General features: G+C 75.4%; 24 protein-coding genes. 13 read left to right on the forward strand and 11 right to left on the reverse strand.

Annotated features, from left to right (window positions below):
* Nucleotides 1-40 precede the first annotated feature (40 nt).
* From IE245_RS21745 to IE245_RS21780, 8 genes are all read left to right on the forward strand, one after another.
* On the forward strand, nucleotides 41-2224 hold the full coding sequence (locus IE245_RS21745; RefSeq protein WP_189950118.1) for a hypothetical protein: 2184 nt from the start codon (nucleotides 41-43) through the stop codon (nucleotides 2222-2224).
* A 1-nt stretch (nucleotide 2225) separates the two neighbouring features.
* Nucleotides 2226-3476 carry a TRAFAC clade GTPase domain-containing protein gene (locus IE245_RS21750; protein ID WP_189950120.1) on the forward strand — a complete coding sequence of 417 codons (1251 nt, stop codon included), beginning with the start codon at nucleotides 2226-2228 and terminating at the stop codon, nucleotides 3474-3476.
* Nucleotides 3473-5956: a GTPase-associated protein 1-related protein gene (locus IE245_RS21755; RefSeq protein WP_189950122.1), complete on the forward strand. Its 2484-nt coding sequence runs from the start codon at nucleotides 3473-3475 to the stop codon at nucleotides 5954-5956. Before IE245_RS21750 ends, IE245_RS21755 begins: the two co-directional genes overlap by 4 nt.
* 4 nt (nucleotides 5957-5960) lie before the next feature.
* Entirely contained in the window at nucleotides 5961-7562 is a 1602-nt protein-coding gene (locus tag IE245_RS21760) for a TRAFAC clade GTPase domain-containing protein (RefSeq protein ID WP_229851433.1), read from the forward strand.
* A complete protein-coding gene (locus IE245_RS21765) occupies nucleotides 7559-7753 on the forward strand; it encodes a hypothetical protein (RefSeq protein ID WP_189950123.1) in 195 nt (64 codons plus the stop codon). Before IE245_RS21760 ends, IE245_RS21765 begins: the two co-directional genes overlap by 4 nt.
* A gap of 79 nt (nucleotides 7754-7832) precedes the next feature.
* Nucleotides 7833-8507 carry a vWA domain-containing protein gene (locus tag IE245_RS21770; RefSeq protein ID WP_189950254.1) on the forward strand — a complete coding sequence of 225 codons (675 nt, stop codon included), beginning with the start codon at nucleotides 7833-7835 and terminating at the stop codon, nucleotides 8505-8507.
* Nucleotides 8504-9562 (forward strand): PP2C family serine/threonine-protein phosphatase, encoded by a 1059-nt coding sequence (locus tag IE245_RS21775; RefSeq protein ID WP_229851434.1) that lies wholly within the window; start codon nucleotides 8504-8506, stop codon nucleotides 9560-9562. Before IE245_RS21770 ends, IE245_RS21775 begins: the two co-directional genes overlap by 4 nt.
* Entirely contained in the window at nucleotides 9559-10896 is a 1338-nt protein-coding gene (locus IE245_RS21780) for a protein kinase domain-containing protein (RefSeq protein WP_189950128.1), read from the forward strand. Before IE245_RS21775 ends, IE245_RS21780 begins: the two co-directional genes overlap by 4 nt.
* 40 nt (nucleotides 10897-10936) lie before the next feature.
* Here IE245_RS21780 and IE245_RS21785 read toward each other — a convergent pair whose 3' ends face one another.
* The 6 genes from IE245_RS21785 to IE245_RS21810 form a co-directional block, all read right to left on the reverse strand.
* On the reverse strand, nucleotides 10937-11272 hold the full coding sequence (locus IE245_RS21785) for a hypothetical protein (protein ID WP_189950130.1): 336 nt from the start codon (nucleotides 11270-11272) through the stop codon (nucleotides 10937-10939).
* Entirely contained in the window at nucleotides 11269-12783 is a 1515-nt protein-coding gene (locus IE245_RS21790; RefSeq protein WP_229851435.1) for an AbeC-like domain-containing protein, read from the reverse strand. Before IE245_RS21790 ends, IE245_RS21785 begins: the two co-directional genes overlap by 4 nt.
* Nucleotides 12784-12834: 51 nt before the next feature.
* On the reverse strand, nucleotides 12835-13242 hold the full coding sequence (gene msrB / locus IE245_RS21795) for a peptide-methionine (R)-S-oxide reductase MsrB (RefSeq protein ID WP_189950132.1): 408 nt from the start codon (nucleotides 13240-13242) through the stop codon (nucleotides 12835-12837).
* A gap of 15 nt (nucleotides 13243-13257) precedes the next feature.
* Nucleotides 13258-14655 carry a UDP-N-acetylmuramate--L-alanine ligase gene (gene murC / locus IE245_RS21800; RefSeq protein ID WP_189950134.1) on the reverse strand — a complete coding sequence of 466 codons (1398 nt, stop codon included), beginning with the start codon at nucleotides 14653-14655 and terminating at the stop codon, nucleotides 13258-13260.
* A gap of 116 nt (nucleotides 14656-14771) precedes the next feature.
* Nucleotides 14772-15260 (reverse strand): indole-3-glycerol phosphate synthase, encoded by a 489-nt coding sequence (locus IE245_RS21805; RefSeq protein WP_189950136.1) that lies wholly within the window; start codon nucleotides 15258-15260, stop codon nucleotides 14772-14774.
* 106 nt (nucleotides 15261-15366) lie between these two features.
* Nucleotides 15367-16146 (reverse strand): pyrimidine reductase family protein, encoded by a 780-nt coding sequence (locus IE245_RS21810; protein ID WP_189950138.1) that lies wholly within the window; start codon nucleotides 16144-16146, stop codon nucleotides 15367-15369.
* A 36-nt stretch (nucleotides 16147-16182) separates the two neighbouring features.
* On the opposite strand from IE245_RS21810, the gene zapE reads away from it, so the two are divergent.
* From zapE to IE245_RS21825, 3 genes are all read left to right on the forward strand, one after another.
* Nucleotides 16183-17268, forward strand: a complete 1086-nt coding sequence (gene zapE / locus IE245_RS21815) for a cell division protein ZapE (protein ID WP_229851436.1) — start codon at nucleotides 16183-16185, stop codon at nucleotides 17266-17268.
* Nucleotides 17269-17303: 35 nt separating this feature from the next.
* The gene (locus IE245_RS21820; RefSeq protein WP_189950140.1) at nucleotides 17304-17729 is read left to right on the forward strand and encodes an OsmC family protein; all 426 of its coding nucleotides are present in this window, start codon (nucleotides 17304-17306) and stop codon (nucleotides 17727-17729) included.
* Nucleotides 17730-17865: 136 nt separating this feature from the next.
* Nucleotides 17866-19227 (forward strand): alkaline phosphatase PhoX, encoded by a 1362-nt coding sequence (locus IE245_RS21825; RefSeq protein ID WP_189950142.1) that lies wholly within the window; start codon nucleotides 17866-17868, stop codon nucleotides 19225-19227.
* On the opposite strand, the gene IE245_RS21830 is transcribed toward IE245_RS21825, so the two are convergent.
* Nucleotides 19208-19465: a hypothetical protein gene (locus IE245_RS21830; protein WP_189950144.1), complete on the reverse strand. Its 258-nt coding sequence runs from the start codon at nucleotides 19463-19465 to the stop codon at nucleotides 19208-19210. The two genes, IE245_RS21825 and IE245_RS21830, sit on opposite strands and share 20 nt — an antisense overlap.
* 209 nt (nucleotides 19466-19674) lie before the next feature.
* Between IE245_RS21830 and IE245_RS21835 the strand changes: the two genes are divergently transcribed.
* Nucleotides 19675-20271, forward strand: a complete 597-nt coding sequence (locus tag IE245_RS21835) for a helix-turn-helix transcriptional regulator (protein ID WP_229851437.1) — start codon at nucleotides 19675-19677, stop codon at nucleotides 20269-20271.
* A 120-nt stretch (nucleotides 20272-20391) separates the two neighbouring features.
* Nucleotides 20392-21240: a polysaccharide deacetylase family protein gene (locus IE245_RS21840; RefSeq protein WP_189950148.1), complete on the forward strand. Its 849-nt coding sequence runs from the start codon at nucleotides 20392-20394 to the stop codon at nucleotides 21238-21240.
* Nucleotides 21241-21250: 10 nt separating this feature from the next.
* On the opposite strand, the gene IE245_RS21845 is transcribed toward IE245_RS21840, so the two are convergent.
* From IE245_RS21845 to IE245_RS21860, 4 genes are all read right to left on the reverse strand, one after another.
* Nucleotides 21251-21952: a bleomycin resistance protein gene (locus IE245_RS21845; protein WP_189950150.1), complete on the reverse strand. Its 702-nt coding sequence runs from the start codon at nucleotides 21950-21952 to the stop codon at nucleotides 21251-21253.
* A 70-nt stretch (nucleotides 21953-22022) separates the two neighbouring features.
* Nucleotides 22023-22211, reverse strand: coding sequence for a hypothetical protein (locus IE245_RS21850; RefSeq protein WP_189950152.1), 189 nt, complete (start codon nucleotides 22209-22211; stop codon nucleotides 22023-22025).
* A gap of 32 nt (nucleotides 22212-22243) precedes the next feature.
* Nucleotides 22244-22888 carry an ABC transporter gene (locus IE245_RS21855; RefSeq protein ID WP_189950154.1) on the reverse strand — a complete coding sequence of 215 codons (645 nt, stop codon included), beginning with the start codon at nucleotides 22886-22888 and terminating at the stop codon, nucleotides 22244-22246.
* A complete protein-coding gene (locus IE245_RS21860; RefSeq protein ID WP_229851438.1) occupies nucleotides 22885-23790 on the reverse strand; it encodes an ATP-binding cassette domain-containing protein in 906 nt (301 codons plus the stop codon). The genes IE245_RS21855 and IE245_RS21860 overlap by 4 nt, the downstream gene beginning before the upstream one ends.
* Between the last annotated feature and the right edge of the window lie 27 nt (nucleotides 23791-23817).

The following is a 23817-nucleotide window of genomic DNA, read 5'->3' on the forward strand; positions in this document are numbered from 1 at the left end:
ATGAAGCCCTTGTGAACCGCACGAGCGCGAGGGACGGGGGATGCGACGGGGGTTCGGTGAGAAGCTGGGCCTGCCCGGCGCCCTGGGTCCCTTACCCCTCGCACCACTCGCGCCCGAGTACGGGAAGCTGACGGAGGGTCAGCGTGCGGCGGGATTACGGTTCGCGGGAGAAGTCCTGACGGATCCTCAGGAGCGGGCCGAAGGCGACGCGTTCGTCTCCGTCCTGGACGGGGTCGCCCTGTGCACGCCCCGTCGGCGGCGGCTCGTCGACGAGGCCGCCCTGCTCGCCCGCGCCGACGCGCGGCCCGCGCACGCGCCCGTGCTGCGGCTGCTCGCCGCGATCCGGCGGCAGGACCCGGCACTGCTCCGCCGCGTCCTCCTCTACCAGCTCCTCCCCCTCGCCCGGCAGGGCGCCGACGGCCTCGGGATCGACCCCGCCGAACTCGCCCTCCTCGCGAAGGCGTCCCGCGCCCTCCCCGAGCTCGACGACCGGCAGCGGACCGCCGCCGAGGCCCTCGCCCCGCTCTGGTCGCGGCGGCGGCTGCGGGCCTGCGCCCACGCCCTCACGGTCCTCGGGCCCGACGCCGTGCGCGCCGACCCGTGGCTCGGCTCCCTCGACGCGCGGCTGCGGCGGCGCCTCGACCGCTGCGACCGGGAGCTCGCCGCGGCCCGGCTCGCGGCCCCGGCCGACCCCGCCGGGGCCGAGGCCGGCTATCTGCGCGTCCTCGCCGTCGCCTCCGACGACGACGAGGCCGTGCGGGGCCTGATCCGGCTCGGAGCCGTACCCGCCTCCGCCGACGCCCCGCTCACCACCCGGCCCGTCGAGGGCGGCCGGGTCGCGCTCGCCTGGCCCGCCCGGCCCGGCACCCACTGGCGGGTGCTGCGCGAAGGGCCCGGACCGGACCGCGCGACGCCCGTGCCCGGCACCGGCGGGACCGCGTCCACCGCCGTCGACGCCGACCCGCCGGTGGGGCTCCGGGTGCGGTACGCCGCCTTCCCCGTGGAGGACGGCAGACCGACCGGCGCCCCGCTCGTGTCGCACCCGCTGCTCGTGGCGCCCGACGCCGAGGACGCCGTCCTGGAGGACGGGCCCGCCCGGATCGCCGTCCGCTGGCGCCGCCCCCGCACCGCCTCCGCCACCGTGCTCACCCTGACCGGCCCCGGCGCCGTCACCCTCCGGCACACCGCCGACCGCACCGAGGAACACGTCTTCACCGGCCTCGAACCCGGCGCCTACCAGGTCACCCTGACCGCCCGTCACCCCTCGCCGGACGGCGGCGCCGTGGACGCCCCGGGAATCCTGCGGACCGCCACCGTGCACCCCTGGCCCCGGGAGCTCACCGCGCTCACCGCCCACGCCGGGCCCGAGGAAGGCGTGCGGTTCACCGGGCAGGGCGCCGGGGGATCCGAGGTACGGCTCGTGGTCTGGCCCGAGGGGACCGCGCCCGCGCCCGGCACCGAACTGCGCGCCGACGCGCTGCCCGCCCCGCTGCCCTGGGCCCGCTGCGGCGACCCCGTCCCCACCGTGCCGGACGCCGCCTTCGCAGGGCTCGTCAGCGCCGTCACCGTCCTCGGGGAGCGGGCGCTCGCCGGCCCCGGGGTCCGGCTCGACGTGCCGGGCCCGGTCGGCGCGCCCCGGGCCGTGCGGGAGCCCGGCGGACAGGTGCGGCTCCTCTTCGACTGGCCGTCCGGGGCGGGCGCCGTGACCGCCGCCTGGCCGGGCGGCGACCTGCGGATCAGCCGCAGCGCGTACGTCCGCGAAGGGCTGCGGCTGCCCCTCGGGCCTAGGCCCGCGCGCGTCACGCTCCGGCCGCACGTGCCCGACGGCGCAAGGGCCGTCGGTGTCCGCCGCGCGCCCGTCGGCGTCGACGTGCCCGGGGAGGCCGTGGTGCGGTACCGGCTGCTGACCCGGCGGCGCGGCCTCGGACGGCGGGTGCCGTACGCCGTCGAGGTGAGCGCCGACGGGCACGACCCGGCCGTGCCGCTGCCCGCACTGGTCCTCGTCCACCGGACCTCGGTGCGGCCCCGGCACGCCGAGGACGGCACCGTCCTGCTCAGGATCGACGGCGCGGCGCTCGCCCGCACCCCGCTCCAGACCCTCGAACTCCCGCCGGTCCCGGACCTGTCCCGCCCGCCGTACGCGCTCCGCGCGTTCCTGCTGGGCGACGGGGCCGGAGCCGTACGCCTCGAAGAACCCGCCCTCACGACCCTGGTGGTGCGCTGACATGACGACGGTGATCTGCCCCTACTGCTTTCACCGCACGCAGGCCGCCCGGCTGCCCTACCGCTGCCTGATGGCACGGACCGGGCTGCGCGGCGGCACGCCCTGCGACCCCGAACGGGACGACGTGTGGGCGGGCTTCACCGGCTCGACCCGCGCCCCCGCCGCGTACATGCGGGGGCCCGTCTTCACCCCGCCGCGCGGCTTCGGCGGGCTGCGCGGACCCGGGCCGCGCGCCGCGTGCCCGCACTGCGGGGTGCCCACCCCCGTCCGGGTCTGCGTCAACTGCCACAGCGACCTGCCCAGCGACTACTGCGAGCAGGACAGCCGGATCATCGCCCTGGTCGGCGCCAAGGCCTCCGGCAAGAGCACCTACGTGTCCGTGCTCGTCAACGAACTGCGGCACCGGGTCGGCCGGGCGTACGGGGCGGCGCTCGCCGCCATGGGCGACGAGAGCCAGCGGCGCGACCGCGAGATGGCCGAGGACCTGTACGACCGGATGCGGCTCCCGGACGCCACCATCCCGTCCGCCGCCGGCTTCAACGACCCGCTGCTCTACCGGCTGAGCCTGCCCCGCAAGGGCTTCGGCCGCGACGGCAGCCGGCACACCGCCCTCGTCTTCTTCGACGCCGCCGGCGAGGACCTCAAGTCCGCCGAGGCGATGAACCTCTACACCCAGTACCTGAGCGCCGCCGACGGCATCGTGCTGCTCGTCGACCCGCTCCAGCTCGGCGCCGTCCGCGACACCGTCGGCGACCGCGGCGGGCCGGTACCCGCCCGGGACACGCCCGCCCTCCAGATCGCCGCCGAACTCGCCACCCAGCTCCGCTCGCACGGCCGGGGCGGCTCCCGGGGCCGGGTCGGCACCCCGCTGGCCGTCGCCGTCACCAAGACCGACACCGTGCGCGGCCTGCTCGACCCGCACTCGCCGCTCCTCGGCAACGCCCCGCACACCGGCGGCCGTTACGACCCCGCCGACCGGCTCGCCGTCCACGAGGAGACCCGCTCCCTCCTGGAGGGCTGGGGCTCCGGCGCGCTGTGGCGGCAGCTCGAACGGGACTTCTCCGAGGTGTCGCTCTTCGGGATCTCCGCGCTCGGCGCACCGCCGCCCGACGACTCCCCCGCCGACGCGCCCGCCGCCGGGCCCCAGCCGGTGCGGGTCGAGGACCCGCTGCTGTGGCTGCTCGCCCGGCGCGGCCTCGTGCCCGTCGCCAAGCCACCGCGCGAGAACGGCAAGGGGGTGCCGGTCGCGTGAGCCTCCTCCAGATGCACTACACCTCGGCCCCGCCGGGACCCGACGGCTCCGGCTTCCGCTTCACCGCCGTCAGCCCCGGCGTGCCGCACGCCGTGCTCCGCGAGGCCGAACAGCTCGTCGGCTACGAGCCGCCCCGGGACGCCCCGGCCCGGCCGACCGACGACGAACTCGGTTCCTTCCCCGAGATGTTCGGCTTCACCCGGCTGTCCGACGGCAGCGGCCTGCTGAGCCGCACCGTCTACACCGGCGCCGACTACAGCGGCCGCTGGGGCAACTTCCACGCCCACGCGCTGCTCGTGCCCGCGGGCGAACCGCTCCCCGGCGACCTGCCGCCCATCGCGCTGTGGGGCGCCGCCGAATGGGCGGACCGCTCGCCCGAGGGCGGTGCTCCGCCGCCCCTGGAGCGGCTCACCCCGGGGCTGCCGGGCGGCCTCGGGGCCACGCTCACCGCCTTCGCCGCCGGGGCCGGGCCCCGGCTCGCCGCCCTCCTCGCCGACCTGCGTCGCCTCGCCGAGGACCCGGGGGCCCCGCAGGTCGTCCTGGCCGAGCGGGACAGCCGGGACGTCGCCCACTGGCTGATCGTCGCCTGCGCCGCGCTCCCCCGGGACGCCGCCAGGAACCTCACCTTCACCACGTACACCCGACGGCCCCAGCACGCCCGCCAGCAGGTCGTCGGCGTCCGCCCCGAGGACGCGCGGGCCGTCGCCGGGCAGCCCCACCGCTACGCCGTCCACGACCGCTCCGACCCGCGCGCCGCACCTCCCGCCACCGACGACGTGTGGGCGCTCACCGCCGCCGCCGTCTGGGCCGCCGGGGCCAGTGCGCTCTTCGCGTCGGCCCGCGACCTGCCGGGCGCCGGGCCCTTCGCCGCCGGGCCGCTCGCCGCGCTCGCCCTCGCCGGCGGCGTGCCCGTCCCGGCCGGCGCCGTCGCCGAGGCCGCCCGGTGGGCCGCCGCCCACCCCCGCGCCCTGGACGAGGCCGCCCTGGAGACCTTCCTGCGGGCCGTCTGCGAGGAGGGCCGGCCCGGCGCGCTCGCCCCGGACGCCCTCGCCGACCTGCTCGCCGCCTTCCGAGGCACCGTCCCGCTCGCCGTCACCGCCCCGGTCACCGCCCGGCTCGTCGCCGCCGCCGTCCAGGACAAGGCCGCCACGCCCCCGCCGCTGCCGCCGGGCGCGCTCCCGGAGCCGTACCGCACCCGGCTCACCGGCGAACTCGGCGAACCCGTCCGGGCCGGGATCGCCACCCCCACCACCCCGCTGCGGCGGGTCGGCGGGCTCCTCGCCACCGCGCGGGCGCTCGGCGTCGAACACGAGGACCTGCTGCCGGGGCTCGCCGAACGCCTCTGCCGCCGCGTCCTGGACCGGGCCGGCGCCGGCGCCGACTCCGTACGGGACGTGCCGGACGTCCTGGCCGGATCCGAACCGCTGCGGGTCCGCTTCCTCGACCTCCTGGAGAACAGGGCCGCCGACGATCCGACGACCGTGGCCCGCGCGCTGCGCGCCGTACCGCTGCCCCTCGACGGGCCGGGGGACGGGGACAGGGCGCACCTCCGGCTGTGCGCGGCGGCCATGGAACCCGAGCCCGGCACGGAGAACCGGACCGTGGCCCTGCGCGAACTGCGCAGGACCGCCGGCCTGGACGGCGGCCCGCCCGCGCCGATGGTGCTGCGGACCGCGCTGGCCCTCGTCTGGCCGGACCGCACCCAGACGGCCGCCGAGGCCGCCGCCCTCCTCGACGACGGCGCCGCCCTCCACCAGGCCGCCGGCACCTGGAACGACCTGGTGGCCGCGGCCGTCGAGGCGCCCGCGAGCGACCCCGACGCCCCCCTGCTCGCCAAACGGCTCCTCGCCGAGGGCGTCGAGGCGCTCGGCCGGTCCGTCGTCGCCGACCTGAAGCTGCTCGCCCTCGTCCACGCCCTCCAGCACCCCGACGGCGACCCGAGCGTCCCCCACGGCGGCCTCGTCCACCGGGTCCAGGGCCTCTCCCACAACGCCCGGCCCGCCGTCCAGAAGCGGGCCTCGCACGCCCTGGCGCTGCTGCTGCTCCGGCCCCGGCGGCCGGCGGAGGAACTGAGGGCCTTCGCCGAGAGCAACGATCCGAACCTCATCGACGCCTACGACAGGGCGGCCCGCTCCCCCGTCCTCACCGACTTCCTCGCCGCCCCGCACCGGGTCGCCGACTGCTACGTCGCCTGGACCTCCCACGAACGCGTCGGCCCGCTGTGGGAACTCACCCGCACGGGCCTCCTCGAAGAGGTGCTGCGGCCCGTCGTGCGGCGGCTCCCCGACGACCAGATCCGGGCGGCGGCCGAGCTCGTCGCCCGGCAGGCGCCCTCGCGGCGGGCCGCCTTCGAGGAGTGGTGCCGGCCCGCCGGCGGGATGAAGCAGCTCTTCCGCCGCTTCGGCGGCGGCCGCAGGCCCGACAAGGCCCAGGAGCCCCGCTGGGGCGACGTCCGGCCGCCGCGCGAAGGCGGGAGGTGACCGCGTGGACGGCGGACAGCTGACCGAACTGGTCGTCACCCTGCTCGTGGTGCTGTGGGCCGTCACGGCCCTCCTGGTGTGCGCCGGCAACGCCTTCTGGAAACTGCTCGCCACCGCCACCCGGGCCGCCGTGGTCGAACTCGGCCCCTTCGACGCGGGCCGCTCCGACCAGCGGGTCATCGGCCTCGACGCCGAGCCCGCCCACCCCTCGTACTGGGCACGGCAGGTGTGGGTCGACACGGCGGGCGTCCTCGGCGCCGGGCTGCGGGCGCCCTGGCGCCGGTGGCGGAGCCACTGGATGGCGACCGTCGTCGCCCGCCTCCTCCAGCGGCGCCGGCCCTCCACCGGCGCGCGCGGCGGCAACCCGGTCAGCCGGCTGTGGCTGCTGCTCATGGCCCCCGGCACCGCGCTCGGCGCCACCCTCGCGGTGCTGCTCGTCGCCGTCCTGCACGGCGCCGCGCTGCTCCTCTTCGCCCTGCTCGTCACCGCCGCGTGGAGCGGGTGGCTGCTCGCCGTCGGAGTGCTGCGCGGGGCCGAACGGGCCTGGCTGCTGGCCTTCCGCGTCCGGGCCGTGTGCCCGCACCCCGGCTGCCACCGGCCGGTGCCGCTGGCCGCCCACCGCTGCACGTGCGCCGACGCGGTCCACCGGGAGCTGCGGCCCGGCCGGTACGGCGTCTTCCGGCACGCCTGCCGGTGCGGGGTCAAGCTGCCCGCCTCGCTCCTCACCGGCCGGGCGCGCGTGGCCGCCGAGTGCCCCGCCTGCGACCGGCCGCTGCCGCCCTCCCTCGCCACCACGCGGGTGGTGCACGTCCCCCTGATCGGCGCCTCCTCCTCCGGCAAGACCATGCTGATGGCCGCCGTCGTCGCCGGACTGCGGTCCTGGGCCACGAACGGGGCGCTCACCCTCGACTACGCCTCCGACGCCGACCGGCACGACGGCGCCCTCCTCGACCAGCGGCTGCGGGACGACGACTGGGCGCTGAAGACCCAGGGCGACCAGCGAGCCTGGATGATCCTCGTCGGCAGGGGCCGGCGCCGCCGGCTGCTCTACCTGTACGACCCGATGGGCGAGGCCCTCCAGGGTGCCGACCGGCTGCGCGAACAGCAGTACCTCGCGCACGCCGACGGCGTCCTGTTCGTCGTCGACGTCCTCGCCGACCGGGAAGTCCGGCGGAGGATCGCCGAGGCCGACAGCGGCCGGATCGCCGACGCCCGGCCCGCCGCCCAGGGGCCCGTCGACACCTTCGACGGACTCAGCGGCGAACTCACCGCGCTCGTCGGACGGAGAGGAAGACTGCCCGTGGCCGTCGTCGTCACCAAACGGGACGTGCTCGACCGGATCGCCTCCCTGCCGCCCGCGGGCGCGCGGGTCGACGACTGGCTGACCCAGCTCGGCCTCGACGGGCTCGTCCGCGGCTTCACCCACCACTTCGGGACCGCCCGCTACTGGTCCGTCAGCGCCTTCACCGCCACCGGCACCGGCGCCCTCGACCCCGAGGGCCGCCGGGCCGCCGAACCCGTCCTGTGGCTGCTCGCCCGGTCCGGGCTCCGGGTCGGCCCGCTGGTCGACGCACGGCCCGGCGGAACGGGGGTGCGCGCCCGATGACCGTGGTCACCCCGCGGGTCGCCCGCGCCCGGAAGGCCGTACGCGCCCTGCTGACGACGGCCACCGTCCTCGTCCTCACGGCGGCGGCCCTCGGCGCCGTGTACGGGGCGCCCGGGCTGCTCGACGCGATCCTCCGGCTCGTCGAGTCCGTCCCCGCCCGCTGGGAGGAGCTGACGGCCACCACGTCCTGACCCCGCACCGCTGTCCCCCGTCCCCGAACACTCCCTGACTCCCCTGGAGGAAACCGTGTCCGACCTCCCCGGCGGCGCCATGGCGAACCGCCCGGTGCACTTCATCTGGCTGCTCGACACCTCGTACTCGATGTCCGGCGAGAAGATCGGCCAGCTCAACTACGCGATCCGGGAGGCGATCCCGGAGATGCGCTCGGTGGCCGACGACAACCCGGCCGCCCAGCTCCTGCTGCGCACCATCACCTTCTCCACCACCGCCCGCTGGCACCACAAGGACCCGGTGAAGGTGCACGACTTCACCTGGCAGGACGTGACGCCCGACGGCACCACCAACCTCGGCGAGGCGCTGGCCCTGGTCGCCGGCGAGCTGCGCACCCCGCCGATGCCGGAACGGGCCCTCAAGCCGGTGATCGCGCTCGTCTCCGACGGGGCTCCGACCGACGACTGGCGGGCCGGGCTCCGGGCCATCGAGGCGACGCCGTGGGGCCGCAAGGCGGTCCGGGTGGCCATCGCGATCGGCGCGGACGCCGACCGGGGCGTGCTCCAGGAGTTCCTGGCCAACCCCGAGCTGCGGCCGCTGGACGCCAACAGCCCCAAGCAGCTCGCCGCCGCGATCCGCTGGGCGTCGACGGCCGCGGTGAAGGCCGCCTCGCAGCCCGTCGCCGGCGGCAACGGCGCGGGCGACGGGCCGACCAAGCCGGCCGCGCCGTACGCGCCGCCGGTGCTCGCCACCGACGACGACGACGTGTGGTGAGCGCCCTGGCGACGTGGGACATCCTCGAAACGAGCGTCATCGGCTACGGCAAGGGGCTCAACCAGGACTCGGTCCGGACCGGCGGCACGGGGGCGGCGACCGACCCGGTGGTCCTCGCGGTCGCCGACGGGCACGGCTCCGCCTCGTACCCGCGCAGCGACATCGGTGCTCGTTTCGCCGCCGAACTCTTCGCCGCGAAGGGGCGGGAGTTCGGCGCGCTCGTCCGCACCGGCCGGCTGCCCTGGCTGCGCGACTACGCCCGCTACGAGCTGCCGGAGCAGCTGGTGCGGGACTGGCAGGCCCGGGTGTGGGCGCACTGGGGCCGCCAGCCCGGCCCCGAGGGCGCCGACGCGCCCCGCGAGGAGGTGCTGCGGCTGTACGGCTCCACGCTCGTCGGGGCCGTACTGGCGCCGGGTCTCTTCGTCGCCTGGCAGCTGGGCGACGGCGATCTGACCGTGGTGGACCCGGACGGCCGGGTCCGGCTCCCGCTCGCGCCCGAGCGCGCCGAACTCGGTGACGAGACCGCCTCCCTCTGTCTCCCCGAGGCCTGGCACCTGGTCCGCGTCCACTGGGAGCCCCTGCCCGAGCCCGCGCGGGCCCCCCGGCTCGTCGCCCTCTCCACCGACGGCCTCTCGAAGAGCTTCGCCTCGGACGCGGGCTTCACCGAGTTCACGTCCGGACTGTACGCACGGCTGGCCTCCCGGGGCCTGCCCGGCATCGAGGACGACGTACCGCGCTGGCTGGAGGCCGCGTCCCGGCACTCCGGCGACGACACGACCCTGGCGCTGGCCCTCCGGGCGGAGGACGGGGGCGCGGGGCGGGACGGCGGGGTGGCGGGGGCCGACCCACGGGAGGCGTGGGCGCGGGCGCCGGAGCCGGCGCGGCCGTGGGGCCCCGGGGCGGAAACGGAAGCGGAAGCGGATCCAACATCCGATCTATCGGATCCACCATCCAGCCTTTCGAATCCTGGACCCAACCTCTCGGATCCACTCTCCGAGAGATCGGATCCCACCGGCGGCACGAGGAACGACGACGAGGAGACCGAACGACCATGAGCGGCATGCTCGACAACGGGGACACGCTGACGACCGGCACCGGGGAGACGCTCGTCGTCGACCGGCTGCTCGGCCAGGGGGGCCAGGGCGAGGTCTACCGGGTGACGCTCCCGGACGGCTCCGCCAAGGCGCTCAAGTGGTACTACCCCGAGAGCGCGACCCCGCAGCAGCGGCGGGTCGTCGAGGACCTGGTGGAACGGGACTTCGACGACGAGCGGTTCCTGTGGCCGACCGCGTTCGTCGACGCGGCACCGGACCGCTTCGGCTATCTGATGGACGTGCGCCCCGACCGCTTCCGGGGTCTGCCCGAGCTGTTCCGGCGGACGGTCACCACCAGCTTCCGGGAGCTGCTGACCGCCTGCCTGTACACGGTGGAGGCCTACCAGGCGCTGCACTCGCGCGGCATCGCCTACCGGGACATCTCCTGGGGCAACATCTTCTTCGACCCCACCACCGGCGACGTCCTGGTCTGCGACAACGACAACGCGGTGGTGGAGGGCGACCGGAGCGGCATCTCCGGCACCATGGGCTTCATGGCGCCGGAGCTGGTGCGCGGCGACCCGGGGGCCATGCCCGGCACCCAGAGCGACCTGCACTCGCTGTCGGTGCTGCTCTTCATGTTCCTGGTGAACCACCACCCCTTCAAGGGGGCCAGGGAGCTGGCGATCCGCTGCCTGGACGAGCACGCGGAGCGCAGGCTGTACGGCAAGGACCCGCTGTTCATCTTCGACCCGGACGACCCGGACAACCGCCCTGACCCGGTGGAGCACACGACGGCGCGGGTGCTGTGGCCGCTGGTGCCGCCGTCGCTCCAGAAGCTGTTCACGCAGAACTTCACCGTGGGGCTGCGGGAGCCCTCGGCCCGGGTACGCGAGTCCCAGTGGCGCGACGCGCTGCGGGCGGCCCGTGACGCGATCGTGGAGTGCCCGAACTGCGGCCGGCCGAACATGACGGAGCCGGGCGCGGCGACGCCCGGGACCTGCTGGAAGGACGGCGCCCCGCTGGTGCTGCCGCCCCGGCTCGTGGTGACCACGCCGCCGCCGCGGTCGGAGCGGCACATCATGCTGGGGCGGGCGGCCCGGATCCACCGCCACCACCTGACGGCCGAGCCGACCCGGCACGACTACTCGGACGGCAGCCTCGTCGCCGAGCTGGTCGAGCACCCGCAGAAGCCGGGCCGGTACGGGCTCGCCAACCGCTCGGCGGAGGCGTGGACCGGCACCCGCTCGGACGGCACCAGCCAGCGGATCGTGCCGGGCCAGACGGTGCCGCTGCGCGCCGGCCTCGCCCTGGAGCTGGCCGACGGGGCCCGGGCCGAGGTCCGCGCCCGCTGACCCGGGGCGGCCGGGCGACTTCGGTCGCCCCGGCCGTCCCTCAGCCGCCGAAGATCGCCAGGATCCCCTGGAGCAGGGCCATGCCGCCGCTGCCGACCGTGACGTACGGCTCGACGGCGGCGAGCGCGGTGCGGACCCGGCCCTCGTCGACGGGGCGGTTCTCCCGTTCGGCGGCGGCGAGTTCGTCCCGTACGGACTCCGCCGGGGCGACCGCGGTGGTGGCGGCGGGCTGCTCGCGCAGCAGGGTCACCAGCTGCTCGGCGAGGGCGCGGGCGGTGACCGGCTCCTCGGCCCGGTGGAAGTGGTTGTTGGTGACGGTGTTGTCGTTGCCGAAGGCGTTGCCGCTCACCGGGCCGTTGAAGTTGAAGGTGGTCACGGGGTCCCCTTTCCTTGTGCCCACTGGCCGCCGGGGCCGGGCTGGCCGCCGCCGGCCCCGGGCTGGCCGGGTGTGTTCTGGACGACGTTCTGGTGCCCGAAGGCGTTGCCCTGGACGATCCCGTTGAAGTTGTACGTCGGGTTCGAGTTGATGATCTGTTTCGTCGAGTCGAAGGACGCGCTGTCGATGTGGTGGTCCTTCAGGAAGCGTTCCGTGGCGATGAGGATGCCGCCCTGGAGGCGCTGGAGGTAGTCCTGCGCGTCGGCGGAGTCGCTGAAGAGCATCTGCTCGGGGTCCGAGACGCGTTCGCGGACGCTGTCGGTGGCGCCGTGGTCGTGCAGGGTGTTGCGGCGGGTGATGTCGCGGCGGTCGCGGCGCAGGGCCCGCTCGCGGCCGCGGCGCAGGGAGCCGCGGCGGGCCGCGCGGGACCAGGAGCCGGTGAGGCAGCGCCACCAGATGGAGTTGGTGCCGCTGAAGAGCATCCGGAAGCGGTCGAAGCCCTGGGTGGGGAGGGTGGTGACGGTGGAGAAGCGGGCGGCGGGCGGCGGGATCACGAAGATCATGAACTCCCAGGAGAGACTGGGGGGATGGAGCCGCGCGCGCATGTGGACGGAGACGACGACCCGGCCGCCGTCGCTGATCCGCTCCAGGCTGAGGTAGGTGCGGGCGCCGGCGCCGGGCTTGATCAGGCCGGTGCGGACGAGGTCGGGGGAGATCTGGGGGCGGGGACGGCCGACGCGCGAGTCGAGGAGTTCGCCGACGAGGTACGGGACGTGGTCGCCGGAGACGTACAGGCGGTTCCTGGCGCGCAGCCCCTCCAGGCCGGATATGTTCTCCATCTCGCGGGCGACGAAGGTGTGCAGGTCGACCGCGTCGAAGGGCCGGACGGTGAGCTTCCGTCCGGGGTGGGCCGGGTCGTCGGCGGGCTGGGAGACGTCGATGGGATGCCAGACGACGTCCTTGACCTTCTCGCCGTGGCCGACGAACGGGTCGTGGTGGCCGGCGGAGGCGGTGTACGGCAGGACGTTGGCGCGGGCGAGGGCCCGCAGCCGGTCCTCGGCGTCGCGCTCGACGGGCGGGGCCTGTTCCTCCGGACGGGTGGCCTCCTGGAAGACCCGCTGGGCCTCCCGCCAGGAGACGGCCAGGTCGTGGTGGGTGGCCCACCAGCCGCCGGCGAGGGCGGCGAACCCGATCGCGGCACCGGTCCAGCCGAGCAGCGGGTCGACGGCGAGGCCGGCGGGAAGGAGCGCGACGCCCGCCCAGAGCGCGAGGAAGAGCAGCGACAGGGTCCGGTCCCTGGCCCGGACCCGGCGCGCGGCCACCCGCGCGTGCCGCGCGAGCGCCACCAGGTTCACCCCGAGCGGCAGCCCCAGGGCGGTCAGCCGGTCGCCGGTGAGCTCGACGTCCATGTCGTGGGCGAAGGTGTCGTCGAGATAGACGTGCGCGCAGAGCTTCCTCGTCACCGCGTCCTTGCGGTAGGTGGGAAGCGGAGCTGAGTTCCGGCCGGCCATGCGGTCCCCCTGATCCGTCACCGGACACCCTAGGGGGACCGCGCCGCCGTGTCAGGCCTCCGTCGGCTTCAGCCGCAGGGAGATCGAGTTGATGCAGTAGCGCTGGTCCGTGGGGGTCGGGTAGCCCTCGCCCTCGAAGACGTGGCCGAGGTGCGAGCCGCAGCGGGCGCAGCGGACCTCGGTGCGGATCATGCCGTGGGAGGTGTCCGCGACCAGCTCGACGGCCTCGCTGTCCTTCGGGTCGAAGAAGGACGGCCAGCCGCAGTGCGACTCGAACTTCTCGTGCGACGTGAAGAGCTCGGCCCCGCAGGCGCGACAGGAGTAGACACCCTCGGTCCTGGTGTCCGTGTACTCACCGCGGAAGGCGGGCTCCGTGCCGGCCAGCCGGAGCACCTGGTACTCCGACGGGGTCAGCTGCGCCTGCCACTCCGCGTCCGACTTCTCGACCTCGTACGCCATCGTCCGTCCACTCCCTCAGTTCGCCAGGCGGGCGAGGATCAGCGGACCGAGGTCCGTGACGTCGCCCGCGCCCATGGTCAGAACGAAGTCACCGGGCCGCGTCATTCCCGCGATCACCTCGGGGACGGCCGCCTTGTCGTGGACGGCGGTGACGCCGGCGCCGGCGGCGCGGGCCGCGTCGAGGACGATCTCGCTGGTGACGCCGGGGACCGGGTCCTCGCGGGCCGGGTAGATGTCGAGGACGACGGAGCCGTCGGCGAGGGCCAGCGCCTCGCCCATCTCCTTGCCGAGCTCCTGGGTGCGGGAGAAGAGGTGCGGCTGGAAGACGACGAGCAGCCGGGCGTCGCCGGCGGCGCCGCGCATGGCCTCCAGGTCGGCGGTCATCTCGGTGGGGTGGTGCGCGTACGAGTCGATGACCTGGACGCCCGCCGCCTCGCCCTTGAGCTGGAGGCGGCGGCCGACGCCGGTGTAGGCGGTGAGCGCCTGGGCGAGGGCGGCCGGGTCGAGGCCCGCGCGGGCGCCGGCGGCGAGGGCCGCGGCGGCGTTGTGGGCGTAGTGGCGGCCGGGGACGGAGACGGTGAAGGTGTGCTCGGCGCCGTCGAGGGCGACGGTGACCTCGCTCTTCATCCCGTTCGGGACGATCTTGAGGATGCGGGCGTCGGAGCCCTCGCCCTCGCCGACGGTGACGATGCCGAGGTCCGCGCGGCCCGCGGCGGCGACCCGGGCTGCGAGCTCGCGGGCGCCGGCGTGCTCGCCGACGACGAGGGTGCCGCCGGGGCGGAGTTTCGCGGCGAACTTCTCGAAGGACTCGTAGATCTCGTCCATGGAGGCGTAGTTCGCGTGGTGGTCGAGCTCGACGTTGAGGACGATCGCGACCTGGGGGTCGTACTTCTGGAAGCTGCGGTCGCTCTCGTCGGCCTCGGCGACGAAGACGTCGCCGGCCCCGTGCCGGGCGTTGGTGCCGGGGCCCGCGAGGTCGCCGCCGATCGCGTACGAGGGGTCGAGGCCCAGCTCGGTGAGGGCGACGGCCAGCATCGAGGTGGTGGTGGTCTTGCCGTGGGTGCCGGCGACGGCGATCGCGGTGAGGCCGTCCATGAGGGAGGCGAGCGCGTCGGAGCGGTGCACGACCGGGATGCCGAGCTCGGCGGCGCGGACCAGCTCGGGGTTGTCGGCGCGGATGGCGCTGGAGACGACGACGGCGGAGGCGTCGTCGGCGAGGTGCTCGGCGGCGTGGCCGAGGTGCACGGTGACGCCGTGGGCGCGCAGCGCCTCGGCGGTCGGGGAGTCCTTGGCGTCGCTGCCCGCGACCTTGGCGCCGCGCTGGGCGAGGATCTTCGCGATGCCCGACATTCCGGCACCGCCGATGCCGATGAAGTGCGGCCGTTCCATGGCGGCAGGGATGGCGGGTGCCATGCGGTTCTCTCCCCGGTTGTGCGCGTTCGCTGACCTCCCCAGCCTAGTGGCTGCGGGCGGGCGGCCCGGGAAGCCGGCCGGGACACGGGTCCGCCCGTGTCCCGGCCGCCCCGCCGCTAGGCGCTCTCCTTGCCCTCCTCGCTGTGCGCGAAGAGCTTCAGGACGGGGACGCCCACCTTGTGCCGGGCGCGGGAGGCCCAGTCCCGGTGGAAGAACTCCTCCACGTAGTGGGGGGCGGTCAGGACGATGACCTCGTCCGCCCCCGCTTCCTCGACGACCGCCTTCATCTTGTCCAGGGGGTGGTCCTCGACCACCTGTCCGACCGCCTCGCAGCCCGCCGCTCTCAGGGCCCGGAGCGAGTGCTCCAGGGCCAGCTCGGCCGGCTCGCGGGCCTCCTTGCCCTCCGGTTCGTCCCCCTCCCGGGCCGCCTCCTTGAGTTCGCCCAGCGCGACGTCGTCGATGGCGCGCAGCAGTACGTCGGCCTGATCACCGCGCGGCTGCATCAGCACGATGAAGGACACGCCCTCGTCGCCGTGCAGGGTGGTGACGAATTCCACGTCCACGGACGTCAGGGGCTTCTCGATCATCAGAACGCTTGTGAACACCTCAGGAGCCCTTCTGCGGAAACCATCCTTCCCCGTGACCGCACGGGGACTGCGACTGTGATTGTGCCCAGCGGACGCTAAGCGGAACGGTAAATTCCGCCGATTGTCAGATCCGACGGTAGCGGCTGAAGAGGAAGCCGTCCTGCTCCAGCAGAGAAGCCAGCCCAAAGCGTGTCGGAAGCGCGATCGAAGGCCCGTGGGCGATGCGCTGGGCATCACCCGCCGTCATCGTCGGGGAGACCGTCAGGCACAGCTCGTCGAGCACCCCCGCGGCGGCGAACTGGCCGAGCAGCCGGGGCCCGCCCTCGGTGAGCTGCCGCCGCAGCCCGCGCTCGGCGAGCAGGGCGACCGCGCGGGCCGGGTCGACGGCGGCCCCCTCGCCGGCGAGGAGCACCTCGACCCCGGCGTCCCGCGCCGCGGCGATCCGCTCGGCGGGCGCGCCGGCACCGGTCAGGATCAGGGTCGGGACCAGCGGGGCGGCGAAAAGCGGAAGGGTGAGGTCCAGGCCGAGCGAGGCGGTGACGACGGCGATGACGGGGGCCGGTCCCTGGCCCGCGGCGGCCCGACGCGCGGCGAAGGCCTCCCGGGCGCGGGCGGGCCGGTAACCCTCCTGGCGTACCGTTTCCGCACCCACGACGACCACGTCCGCGAGCCCGCGGAGGGTGCCGAAGATCCGCATGTCGGTGTCGGAGGAGAGCGGCTGGGAGCGTCCCTCGTGCTGCCCGGCGCCGTCGAGGGAGGAGACCATGTTGGCCCGCAGCCAGGTCCCGGCCCCTTCCGGATAGCCGTAGGCGTCGGCCAGCTCGTCGAGGGACCACTCGCGGTCCACCGCGTTGACCTGGGCGTTCGGTGCTGTCATGTCCGTCACAGGAAACAGGCGTCGCATTCTCGCAGTCTGACACGGCGCTTACAGTGGGGAACTGTGTCGACCCGTGCCCTGAACGAAGCCGCCCCCGCAGCGGCGACCCCGCTCTCGCTGTGCTCCCGAGAGCCCCACGTCCCCGCAGACCGGCTGGTCGCGGAGATGGTCCCGCCGCCGCGCTTCGACTCGGTGCGCTTCGACACCTACCTCCCGGACCCGAACCAGCCGAGCCAGTGCGAGGCCGTCAAGGTCCTCTCCGGCTTCGCCGAGGGCCTCGGCGGGGCGCACGCGAGCGGCGCGGGCAAGCGGCGCTGGTTCGCCCGCAGGCCCGCCGCCCCGGCCGGTCCGCGCGGCGTCTACCTCGACGGCGGCTACGGCGTCGGCAAGACCCACCTGCTCGCCTCGCTCTGGCACGCCACGCCCGCCGAGCCCTCGCTCAAGGCCTTCGGCACCTTCGTGGAGCTGACGAACCTGGTCGGCGCGCTCGGCTTCCAGGAGACCGTACGAACCCTGAGCGGGCACCGCCTCCTGTGCATCGACGAATTCGAACTGGACGACCCGGGCGACACCGTCCTCGTCTCCAGCCTGCTCGGCAAGCTGGTCGACGCCGGCGTGGCGCTCGCCGCCACCTCGAACACGCTCCCGGGCAAGCTCGGCGAGGGCCGCTTCGCCGCCGCCGACTTCCTCCGCGAGATCCAGGGCCTCTCCGCGCACTTCCGGCCGCTGCGGATCGACGGCGAGGACTACCGCCACCGGGGCCTGCCCGAGGCCCCCGCGCCCCACTCCGACCAGGTCGTCACGGAGACCGCGTACCGGACCCCGGGCGCCTCCCTCGACGACTTCCCGCACCTGCTCGAACACCTGGCCAGGGTTCACCCGAGCCGGTACGGCGCCCTCACCGACGACCTGACGGCCGTCTGCCTCACCGACGTCGGCCCGGTCCCGGACCAGTCGACCGCGCTGCGGCTCGTCGTCCTCGCCGACCGCCTCTACGACCGCGAGATACCGGTGCTCGCCTCCGGGCTCCCCTTCGACCGGCTGTTCAGTGACGAGATGCTGAACGGCGGCTACAAGAAGAAGTACTTCCGCGCCATCTCCCGGCTCACCGCCCTGGCGCGGGACGCAAAGGAGCTCGTGGCGCAGTAGGTTGGGGGCCGTACCCGATCGGAAAGGCATCCACCATGGCCACCGTGCGTCACGCCCACACCGTCTGGCAGGGCGACCTCCTCAAGGGCTCCGGCGTCGTCTCCCTCGACTCCTCCGGGCTCGGCTCCTACGACGTCTCCTGGCCGGCCCGCGCCGAGGAGCCGAACGGCAAGACCAGCCCCGAGGAGCTCATCGCGGCCGCGCACTCCTCCTGCTTCTCGATGGCCTTCTCGAACGGCCTGGCCAAGGCGGGCAACACGCCCACCCGCCTGGAGACCAAGGCCGACGTCACCTTCCAGCCGGGCGAGGGCATCACCGGCATCCACCTCACCGTGCGCGGCGAGGTCCCCGGCCTGGACGCGGACCAGTTCCAGTCCCTCGCCGAGGAGGCGAAGAAGAACTGCCCGGTCAGCCAGGCGCTCACCGGCACCACGATCACCCTGACGGCCGAGCTGGTCTGATCCTCCGGCGCCCCGGGTCCCCCCGGGGTCGGTTTTGCGCCATCCGAGGCACCGTGGACCCGCGTCATGGCTTCGCGCACTCCGCTGCGTGGTACATGAAGCGGGTCCACACCTGGTTCGGCGGGAAGGCCCCCTCATGGCAGTGACGCGACGCCAGATCCTGGCCGGTACCGGCGCCTCCGTCGCCGGAATCGCCTTCACCGGCGCCCTGGCCGACCTCTTCTCCGGCGCCCCCGCCGCCGCGGCACCGCGCGGCGGCTACGGCCCCCTCCTCCCCGATCCGGCCGGCCTGCTCGACCTCCCGGCCGGCTTCTCCTACCGGGTCCTCTCCCGCGAGGGCGAGCCGCTCCGCTCCGGCGAGGGACCGGTTCCCGGCCGCTGCGACGGGATGAGCGCCTTCGCGGCGCCGCGCGGCGGCGTCCGGCTCGTCCGCAACCACGAGAACCGCCCCGACGCCCGCCACCCGGTCCCCCACACCCCCGGCCTGGTCTACGACCGGGGCGGCAAGGGCGGCTGCACGGTCCTCGACCTCGACGCGTACGGCGGAGTGCGCTCCGAGCGCGTCGGCATCGCCGGCACCGCCGTGAACTGCGCGGGCGGCCCCACCCCCTGGGGCACCTGGCTGACCTGCGAGGAGACCGAGGACAAGGCCGGGACCAAGGGGTACGAGAAGGACCACGGCTTCGTCTTCGAGGTCGACCCGGCCCAGCCGCACCGCAGCGGTGCCGTCCCGCTCACCGCCCTCGGCCGCTTCGCCCACGAGGCCGTCGCCGTCGACCCGCACACCGGGATCGTCTACGAGACGGAGGACGCCTTCGAACGCCCCTTCGGCCTCTTCTACCGCTTCCTGCCCGACCGCCCGCACGGCGGGCCCGGCTCCCTGCGGGCGGGCGGCACCCTGGAGGCCCTGCGGGTGCCCGGCGTCCCCGACCTGTCGGTGGTGCGGGAGGCGGGGACTGTCTTCGAGGCCGTGGAGTGGGTGCCGGTGCCGGACCCGCAGGCGACGACGGATCCGATCCGCTTCCAGGACTTCGGACGCGGCGGCATCACCCACGCGCAGAAGCTGGAGGGCTGCTACTGGGGCGGCCGCGCCGTCCACTTCGTGTCCTCCTTCGCCCGCACCTCCGACGGCTCCGGCGCCACCCACTTCGGGCAGGTGTGGAAGTACGACCCCGCCGCCCGGAACCTCACCCTGTCCGTGGTCTTCGGCCCCGACACCGACGTCCGGCTCCCCGGCGAGTCCCCCGACAACATCTGCCTGGCGCCCGCCGGCGGCCTGATGGTCTGCGAGGACGGCGGCGGGGCGCAGCACGTCTACGGCGTGGACCTGCGGGGCGAGGTGTACGCGGTGGCGCGGAACCGGCAGGACGTGGGCGAGCCGGGCGCCCCGGAATGGGGCGAGTTCGCGGGCGTCACCTTCTCCCCGGACGGCTCGACGATGTACGTGAACTGCTACGACCCCGGCACCACGTTCGCCGTCACCGGTCCCTGGCGCTGACCCCGACCTGACGGACACTCAGCACACGGGCGCACAGGGCGGCCGCGGCCCGTTCGGAGGCGGCGAGGCTGCCCAGCCGGACGAAGAGGCCGACGACGGCCTCCCGGTCGGACAGGTGGTGCACGGTGGCGTGCTCCCTCCCCTCCTCCGGGGCCGCCGCGGCGAGGAACGCGCGCGCCGGCCACGGGAACGGCTCGCTGTCGGCAGGGCGGCGCAGCCGCGCATGGACCAGGTACATCCCTCGATGGTCCCGGGCGGGCGGCTCGAACCCCCCGTGGTCGGGAGGCCCTTGGCCGCCATGGCCGGAACCTGACAAGGAGTCCACTTCCTCCGTCCGGACGGCGGGCAGCGGCCCCCTCCGCGTGATGATTCGATCACGTATCCATGGGGGATACACATATGTTTGACGCATCGGGAATCGACACACGAACGGAACGCATCTATCGGATGTCGCTTCGGCACTCCGACTGGGGGGCCGCGGAGCTGGCGGCCTCGCTCTCGCTGACCACGGCGGAGGTCCGGGAGGCGCTCGACCGGCTCAGCGAGCTGTCCCTGCTGCGCCCCTCGGCCTCGGAGCGCACCCGACTCCACCCGGTCAGCCCGGAGCTGGGGATGGAGTCGCTGCTCGCCCGCCGGCAGGCCGAACTCCTCGCGCAGCAGCAGCGCCTGGAGGCGTCCCGCGCGGCGGCGGCCCAGCTCATCGCGGACTGGGTGGGCTTCCAGCCGGTGGGGGACTCGTCCGGTGTGGAGACGCTCGTCGGCGTGGACCGCATCCGCGACCGACGGGGCCTCACCCCGCAGGAGCGCGAGACGCTGCGGCTCCTGGAGCACGGCCACACCGACGAGACCATCGCGAAGCGGCTCGGCGTCTCCACCCGCACCACCCGTCGCACGGTCGCCGGGATCATGGACATGCTGGGCGCGCGGAGCCGTTTCCAGGCCGGGGCGACGGCCTCGCAGCGGGGCTGGCTCAGCGCGCCCGAGCACGCGCCGGACGGCCTCCCCCGGGCACGGGACGCCGGCGCCTCCGACCCCGCCGACTGAACGCGTCCGGACGAGGGGGCGTCAGCTCCGCGCGTGGACTCGGGCGTCGTCCCCGTCTCCTTGCGAGCATCGCCCCCTTCAGTCGGTTAACTTCCGTTCGTGAACACTCCTGCACGGAAAATGGCGGTTTTCGTTCTGCTGGGGGCGGCGCTCCTCGGCTGCGGCGGAGGCGGCGACCTCCCTGCGGCGGGTCCGGCGACCGCGGCCCCCTCTCCGGCCGAGCCGACCGCCGCCCCCGGCCCGAAGAAACCGGGGCCCGCCGCGTTCCCCACCCTGGCGCCCGGCGCCGGCGGCCGTACCCCCGTGTACGAGCGGCGGACCGGCCGGAGCGGCGAGAAGGTCGTCGCGCTCACCTTCGACGCCGACATGACCGCCGACCAGGGGCCCCGGGCCGCGCGCGGCGAACGCTTCGACAACCCGGAGCTCATCGCCACGCTGCGCCGCCTCGAGGTGGACGCGACGGTCTTCATGACGGGCCGCTGGGCGGAGGAGTACCCCGACCAGGCCCGCGCGATCGGCACCGACCCCCGCTTCGAGATCGCCAACCACTCCTACAGCCACTACGCCTTCGCCGAGCCCTGCTACGGCCTGCCGACGGTCGCCGCACCGGACATGGCGGCCGACGTGAAGCGCGCCTTCGACTCCTTCCGGAACGCCGGGGCCGTCAACGTCGTGCCGTACTTCCGCTTCCCCGGCGGCTGCTACGACGACACCGCGCTGCACGCCCTCGCCCCGGCCCGGGTCACCGCCGTGCAGTGGGACGTGGTCGGCGGCGACGCCTTCGCGAAGGACCCCGACGCGGTGGCCGAACAGGTCCTCTCCGGCGTCCGCCCGGGCTCCGTGGTCGTCCTGCACTGCACCCGCAGCGCCGCCCCGGCGACCGAGCGGGCACTGCGCCGCGTCGTCCCCGAACTCCGGGCGCGGGGCTACCGCTTCGTGAAGGTCTCGGAGCTGATGCGGGCGGGCTGAGGCGCCGGGTTCAGTCGAGCAGCTCCGCCAACCGGACCAGCTCGTCCGCGGCCTCCGCCCGCTCCTCGCCGGTGAGCGGTACGGCTCCGGCCTCGGCGAGCGCCGCCGCGGCGAGGTCCTCGTCGCCGAGCCGGCGGGCGAGGTCCGCGCGCAGCACCAGGAGGCGCAGCAGCTCGACGGGGGCGGGCCGCTCGTCGTCCCGGCCGAGCGCCCGCTCGACGATCCGCGCGGCGCCCGCGAGGTCCTCCTTGGAGTCGGCGAGGAGGGCGGCGTGGTGCAGGGCGCGGGCGAAGGTCCCCCCGGGGGCGGGGGCGTGGTGGAGGTCCTCGCGGATCCGCTGCCCGACGCGGAGACAGTTGCCGCCGGGGTCGGTGAGGAGGAACTGCCGCATCCCGAAGCTGGTGTCGCGGAGCGCCCCGAGGCGGGGCAGGCCCCGGGTCGGGATCCGTCCGTACGCCTCCTTGAGCCCGGCGCGGAAGGCGGCGTGCAGCCCGTCGACGTCGTCGGTGACGACGTAGCAGGTGCTCATCGTGGTGGCGGGGTCGTGGTGCCCCACCCCGAAGAACTGGAGCTCCAGGGAGCCGCGTGCGACGGCGGCGTAGGGGTTGGGGCTCTTCTGGAGGAAGGTGACCTCGAATCCGAGGGCGGCGTAGAAGTCCAGGACGGGCCGGAGGGTCCGGCAGGGCAGGATCGGGATCGTTCGCTCGGCCATGCCCAGCAGGCTACTCAAATTTGACTAATAGGGGGAGGGGGACGCCCGCCGACCGTCGGCGGGCGCCGTCTCAGCCGGAGCAGGCGGTGCGCTGGGCCTCCTGCCACTCGCAGACCGGGCAGAGCACGATCCCCTTGACCGATTCCGCGTACTCGGTCGGCTCCAGGCACAGGACGCAGCGCGCGTACGGCCCCTCGGTGGCCTTGGGCGGCCGGGGCGCGGGCTCGGGGGCGCAGTACGCGGCGGATTCCGTGGTCATGACACCGAGGCTACTCCGGTACGGCTACGGCCTCACTCCCGTCGCGCACCGGCCCGGCAGGACACGGCCGCCGTGACGGCGGCGAGGAGGACGGCGGCGGCGCAGGAGGCCCACGGCGGGCGGGTCGCGCCCTCGGCGGCGACCAGGGCGGCGACCGCGTGCTTCGCGGGCGAACCGGTGGTCACCAGGACGAGCAGCGAGCCCAGCAGCAGCCCGGCCACCGACCAGCCCGTCGCCTTCACGAACGGCCGGGAGACGAGCGCGCCGACGGCCCCGCCGGTGAGCGCGCAGGCGGTGGTGGCCAGGAGGCCGGCGAGCAGGGCGGCCGGCCCGCCCGTCCCGGCGAGGTCGCCCGTCCCCGTCACCGCGCCGACCGCGACCGCGCCCGCGAGCACGGGCCACCCGGCGCCGGTGAGGAGCGCCGCGAGGTGCGCCCGCGCCCGGCCCCCGGCCGCGGCGGTCACGGCCCGCGCGGCGGCGGCCTCCTGCGTCAGGCAGATCCGCACGGACCAGGCCGCGACCGGCAGCAACCCGGCCGCCGCGATGCCGAGCGAGCCGAGGACGGGATCGCCGGGCCTGACCCCGACCGCGACCAGCGCCGCGTACAGGAGCAGCGGGGCGAGCCACCGCTGGGAGCGCAGGAACAGCCCGGAGTGGTACCGCAGCAGCGCCGTCACGGGCGTCCCCCGTCCGCCCCGGCCCGGAGGGGTTCGACGCGGTGGACGTGCCAGGCGGCGGCGAGCAGGGCGCGCAGCAGGTCGTCGGAGTGCGCCGCGGCGACGTGGAAGAGCACGGCCCCGTCGGCCGCGAGGGGCGCCCCGGCGGCTCCGCCGGGAAGGGGATCGGGCAGCGGCCGGTCCCCGGAGGCGACGATCCGGACGGGAGAGGGGGCCCGGACGGGGGCGGCGCTCCGGAGGAGGGCGGGGACGGGCGGGGGCGCGTCCGCGAGGACGCGGCCGGCGCCGACGGTCAGGGTCGTGTCGGGTTCGCCCGCGAGGCGGTGCGGATCGTGGTCGACGAAGAGGGCCGTGGCGCCGGCCGCGACGCGCTCCCGCACCGCCGCGTCGAGTTCCGCGCGGGCCTCGGGGTCGAGGCCCGTCCAGGCCTCGTCGAGGACGAGGAGTTCGGGGTCCGCGAGCAGGGCCTGGGCGACGGCCACCTTCTGGGCGGTGCCCTTGGAGAGGGCGGTCAGAGGGGTCCCGGCGTACGCCTCCGCACCGAACCGGGCCAGCCACTCCCCCGCCCGCGCCCGGGCCGGGCCGGTCCGCAGTCCCTGGACGCGCCCCAGGTGGACCAGGTAGTCGCGGGCCGTGAACGGCAGGGCGGGCGGGAAGCGCTCGGGGACGTACGCGGTCCTGGCCGGGCGGCCGGTGATCCGGCCCTCGGCGGGGGCGTCGACGCCGGCGACCAGCCGCAGCAGCGTCGACTTGCCGGTGCCGTTCGCGCCGGCGACCCGGACGAGCCGGCCGGCGGGCAGCTCCGCGTCGACGCCCCGCAGCACCCACGGGCCGCGCGGCCCGTACCGGCGGCCCACCCCCGCGAGCCGCACCGGCTCCCGCGCTCCGACGATCGTGCTCATGGACGGGATCCTCGCCCGGCCCCGGCC

Source organism: Streptomyces roseolus, assembly GCF_014649855.1.
GTDB lineage: Bacteria > Actinomycetota > Actinomycetes > Streptomycetales > Streptomycetaceae > Streptomyces > Streptomyces roseolus.

Excerpts from the sequence above, each read along its gene's own strand:
- IE245_RS21840 (WP_189950148.1), top strand. The coding sequence starts at position 20,392 with ATGGCGGTTTTCGTTCTGCTGGGGGCGGCGCTCCTCGGCTGCGGCGGA.
- msrB (WP_189950132.1), bottom strand. The coding sequence starts at position 13,242 with ATGGCGTACGAGGTCGAGAAGTCGGACGCGGAGTGGCAGGCGCAGCTG.
- IE245_RS21820 (WP_189950140.1), top strand. The coding sequence starts at position 17,304 with ATGGCCACCGTGCGTCACGCCCACACCGTCTGGCAGGGCGACCTCCTC.
- IE245_RS21770 (WP_189950254.1), top strand. The coding sequence starts at position 7,833 with ATGGCGAACCGCCCGGTGCACTTCATCTGGCTGCTCGACACCTCGTAC.
- IE245_RS21830 (WP_189950144.1), bottom strand. The coding sequence starts at position 19,465 with ATGTACCTGGTCCATGCGCGGCTGCGCCGCCCTGCCGACAGCGAGCCG.
- IE245_RS21845 (WP_189950150.1), bottom strand. The coding sequence starts at position 21,952 with ATGGCCGAGCGAACGATCCCGATCCTGCCCTGCCGGACCCTCCGGCCC.
- IE245_RS21750 (WP_189950120.1), top strand. The coding sequence starts at position 2,226 with ATGACGACGGTGATCTGCCCCTACTGCTTTCACCGCACGCAGGCCGCC.
- IE245_RS21825 (WP_189950142.1), top strand. The coding sequence starts at position 17,866 with ATGGCAGTGACGCGACGCCAGATCCTGGCCGGTACCGGCGCCTCCGTC.
- IE245_RS21790 (WP_229851435.1), bottom strand. The coding sequence starts at position 12,783 with ATGGCCGGCCGGAACTCAGCTCCGCTTCCCACCTACCGCAAGGACGCG.
- IE245_RS21810 (WP_189950138.1), bottom strand. The coding sequence starts at position 16,146 with ATGCGACGCCTGTTTCCTGTGACGGACATGACAGCACCGAACGCCCAG.
- IE245_RS21745 (WP_189950118.1), top strand. The coding sequence starts at position 41 with ATGCGACGGGGGTTCGGTGAGAAGCTGGGCCTGCCCGGCGCCCTGGGT.
- murC (WP_189950134.1), bottom strand. The coding sequence starts at position 14,655 with ATGGCACCCGCCATCCCTGCCGCCATGGAACGGCCGCACTTCATCGGC.
- IE245_RS21780 (WP_189950128.1), top strand. The coding sequence starts at position 9,559 with ATGAGCGGCATGCTCGACAACGGGGACACGCTGACGACCGGCACCGGG.
- IE245_RS21850 (WP_189950152.1), bottom strand. The coding sequence starts at position 22,211 with ATGACCACGGAATCCGCCGCGTACTGCGCCCCCGAGCCCGCGCCCCGG.
- IE245_RS21835 (WP_229851437.1), top strand. The coding sequence starts at position 19,675 with ATGTCGCTTCGGCACTCCGACTGGGGGGCCGCGGAGCTGGCGGCCTCG.
- IE245_RS21765 (WP_189950123.1), top strand. The coding sequence starts at position 7,559 with ATGACCGTGGTCACCCCGCGGGTCGCCCGCGCCCGGAAGGCCGTACGC.
- IE245_RS21860 (WP_229851438.1), bottom strand. The coding sequence starts at position 23,790 with ATGAGCACGATCGTCGGAGCGCGGGAGCCGGTGCGGCTCGCGGGGGTG.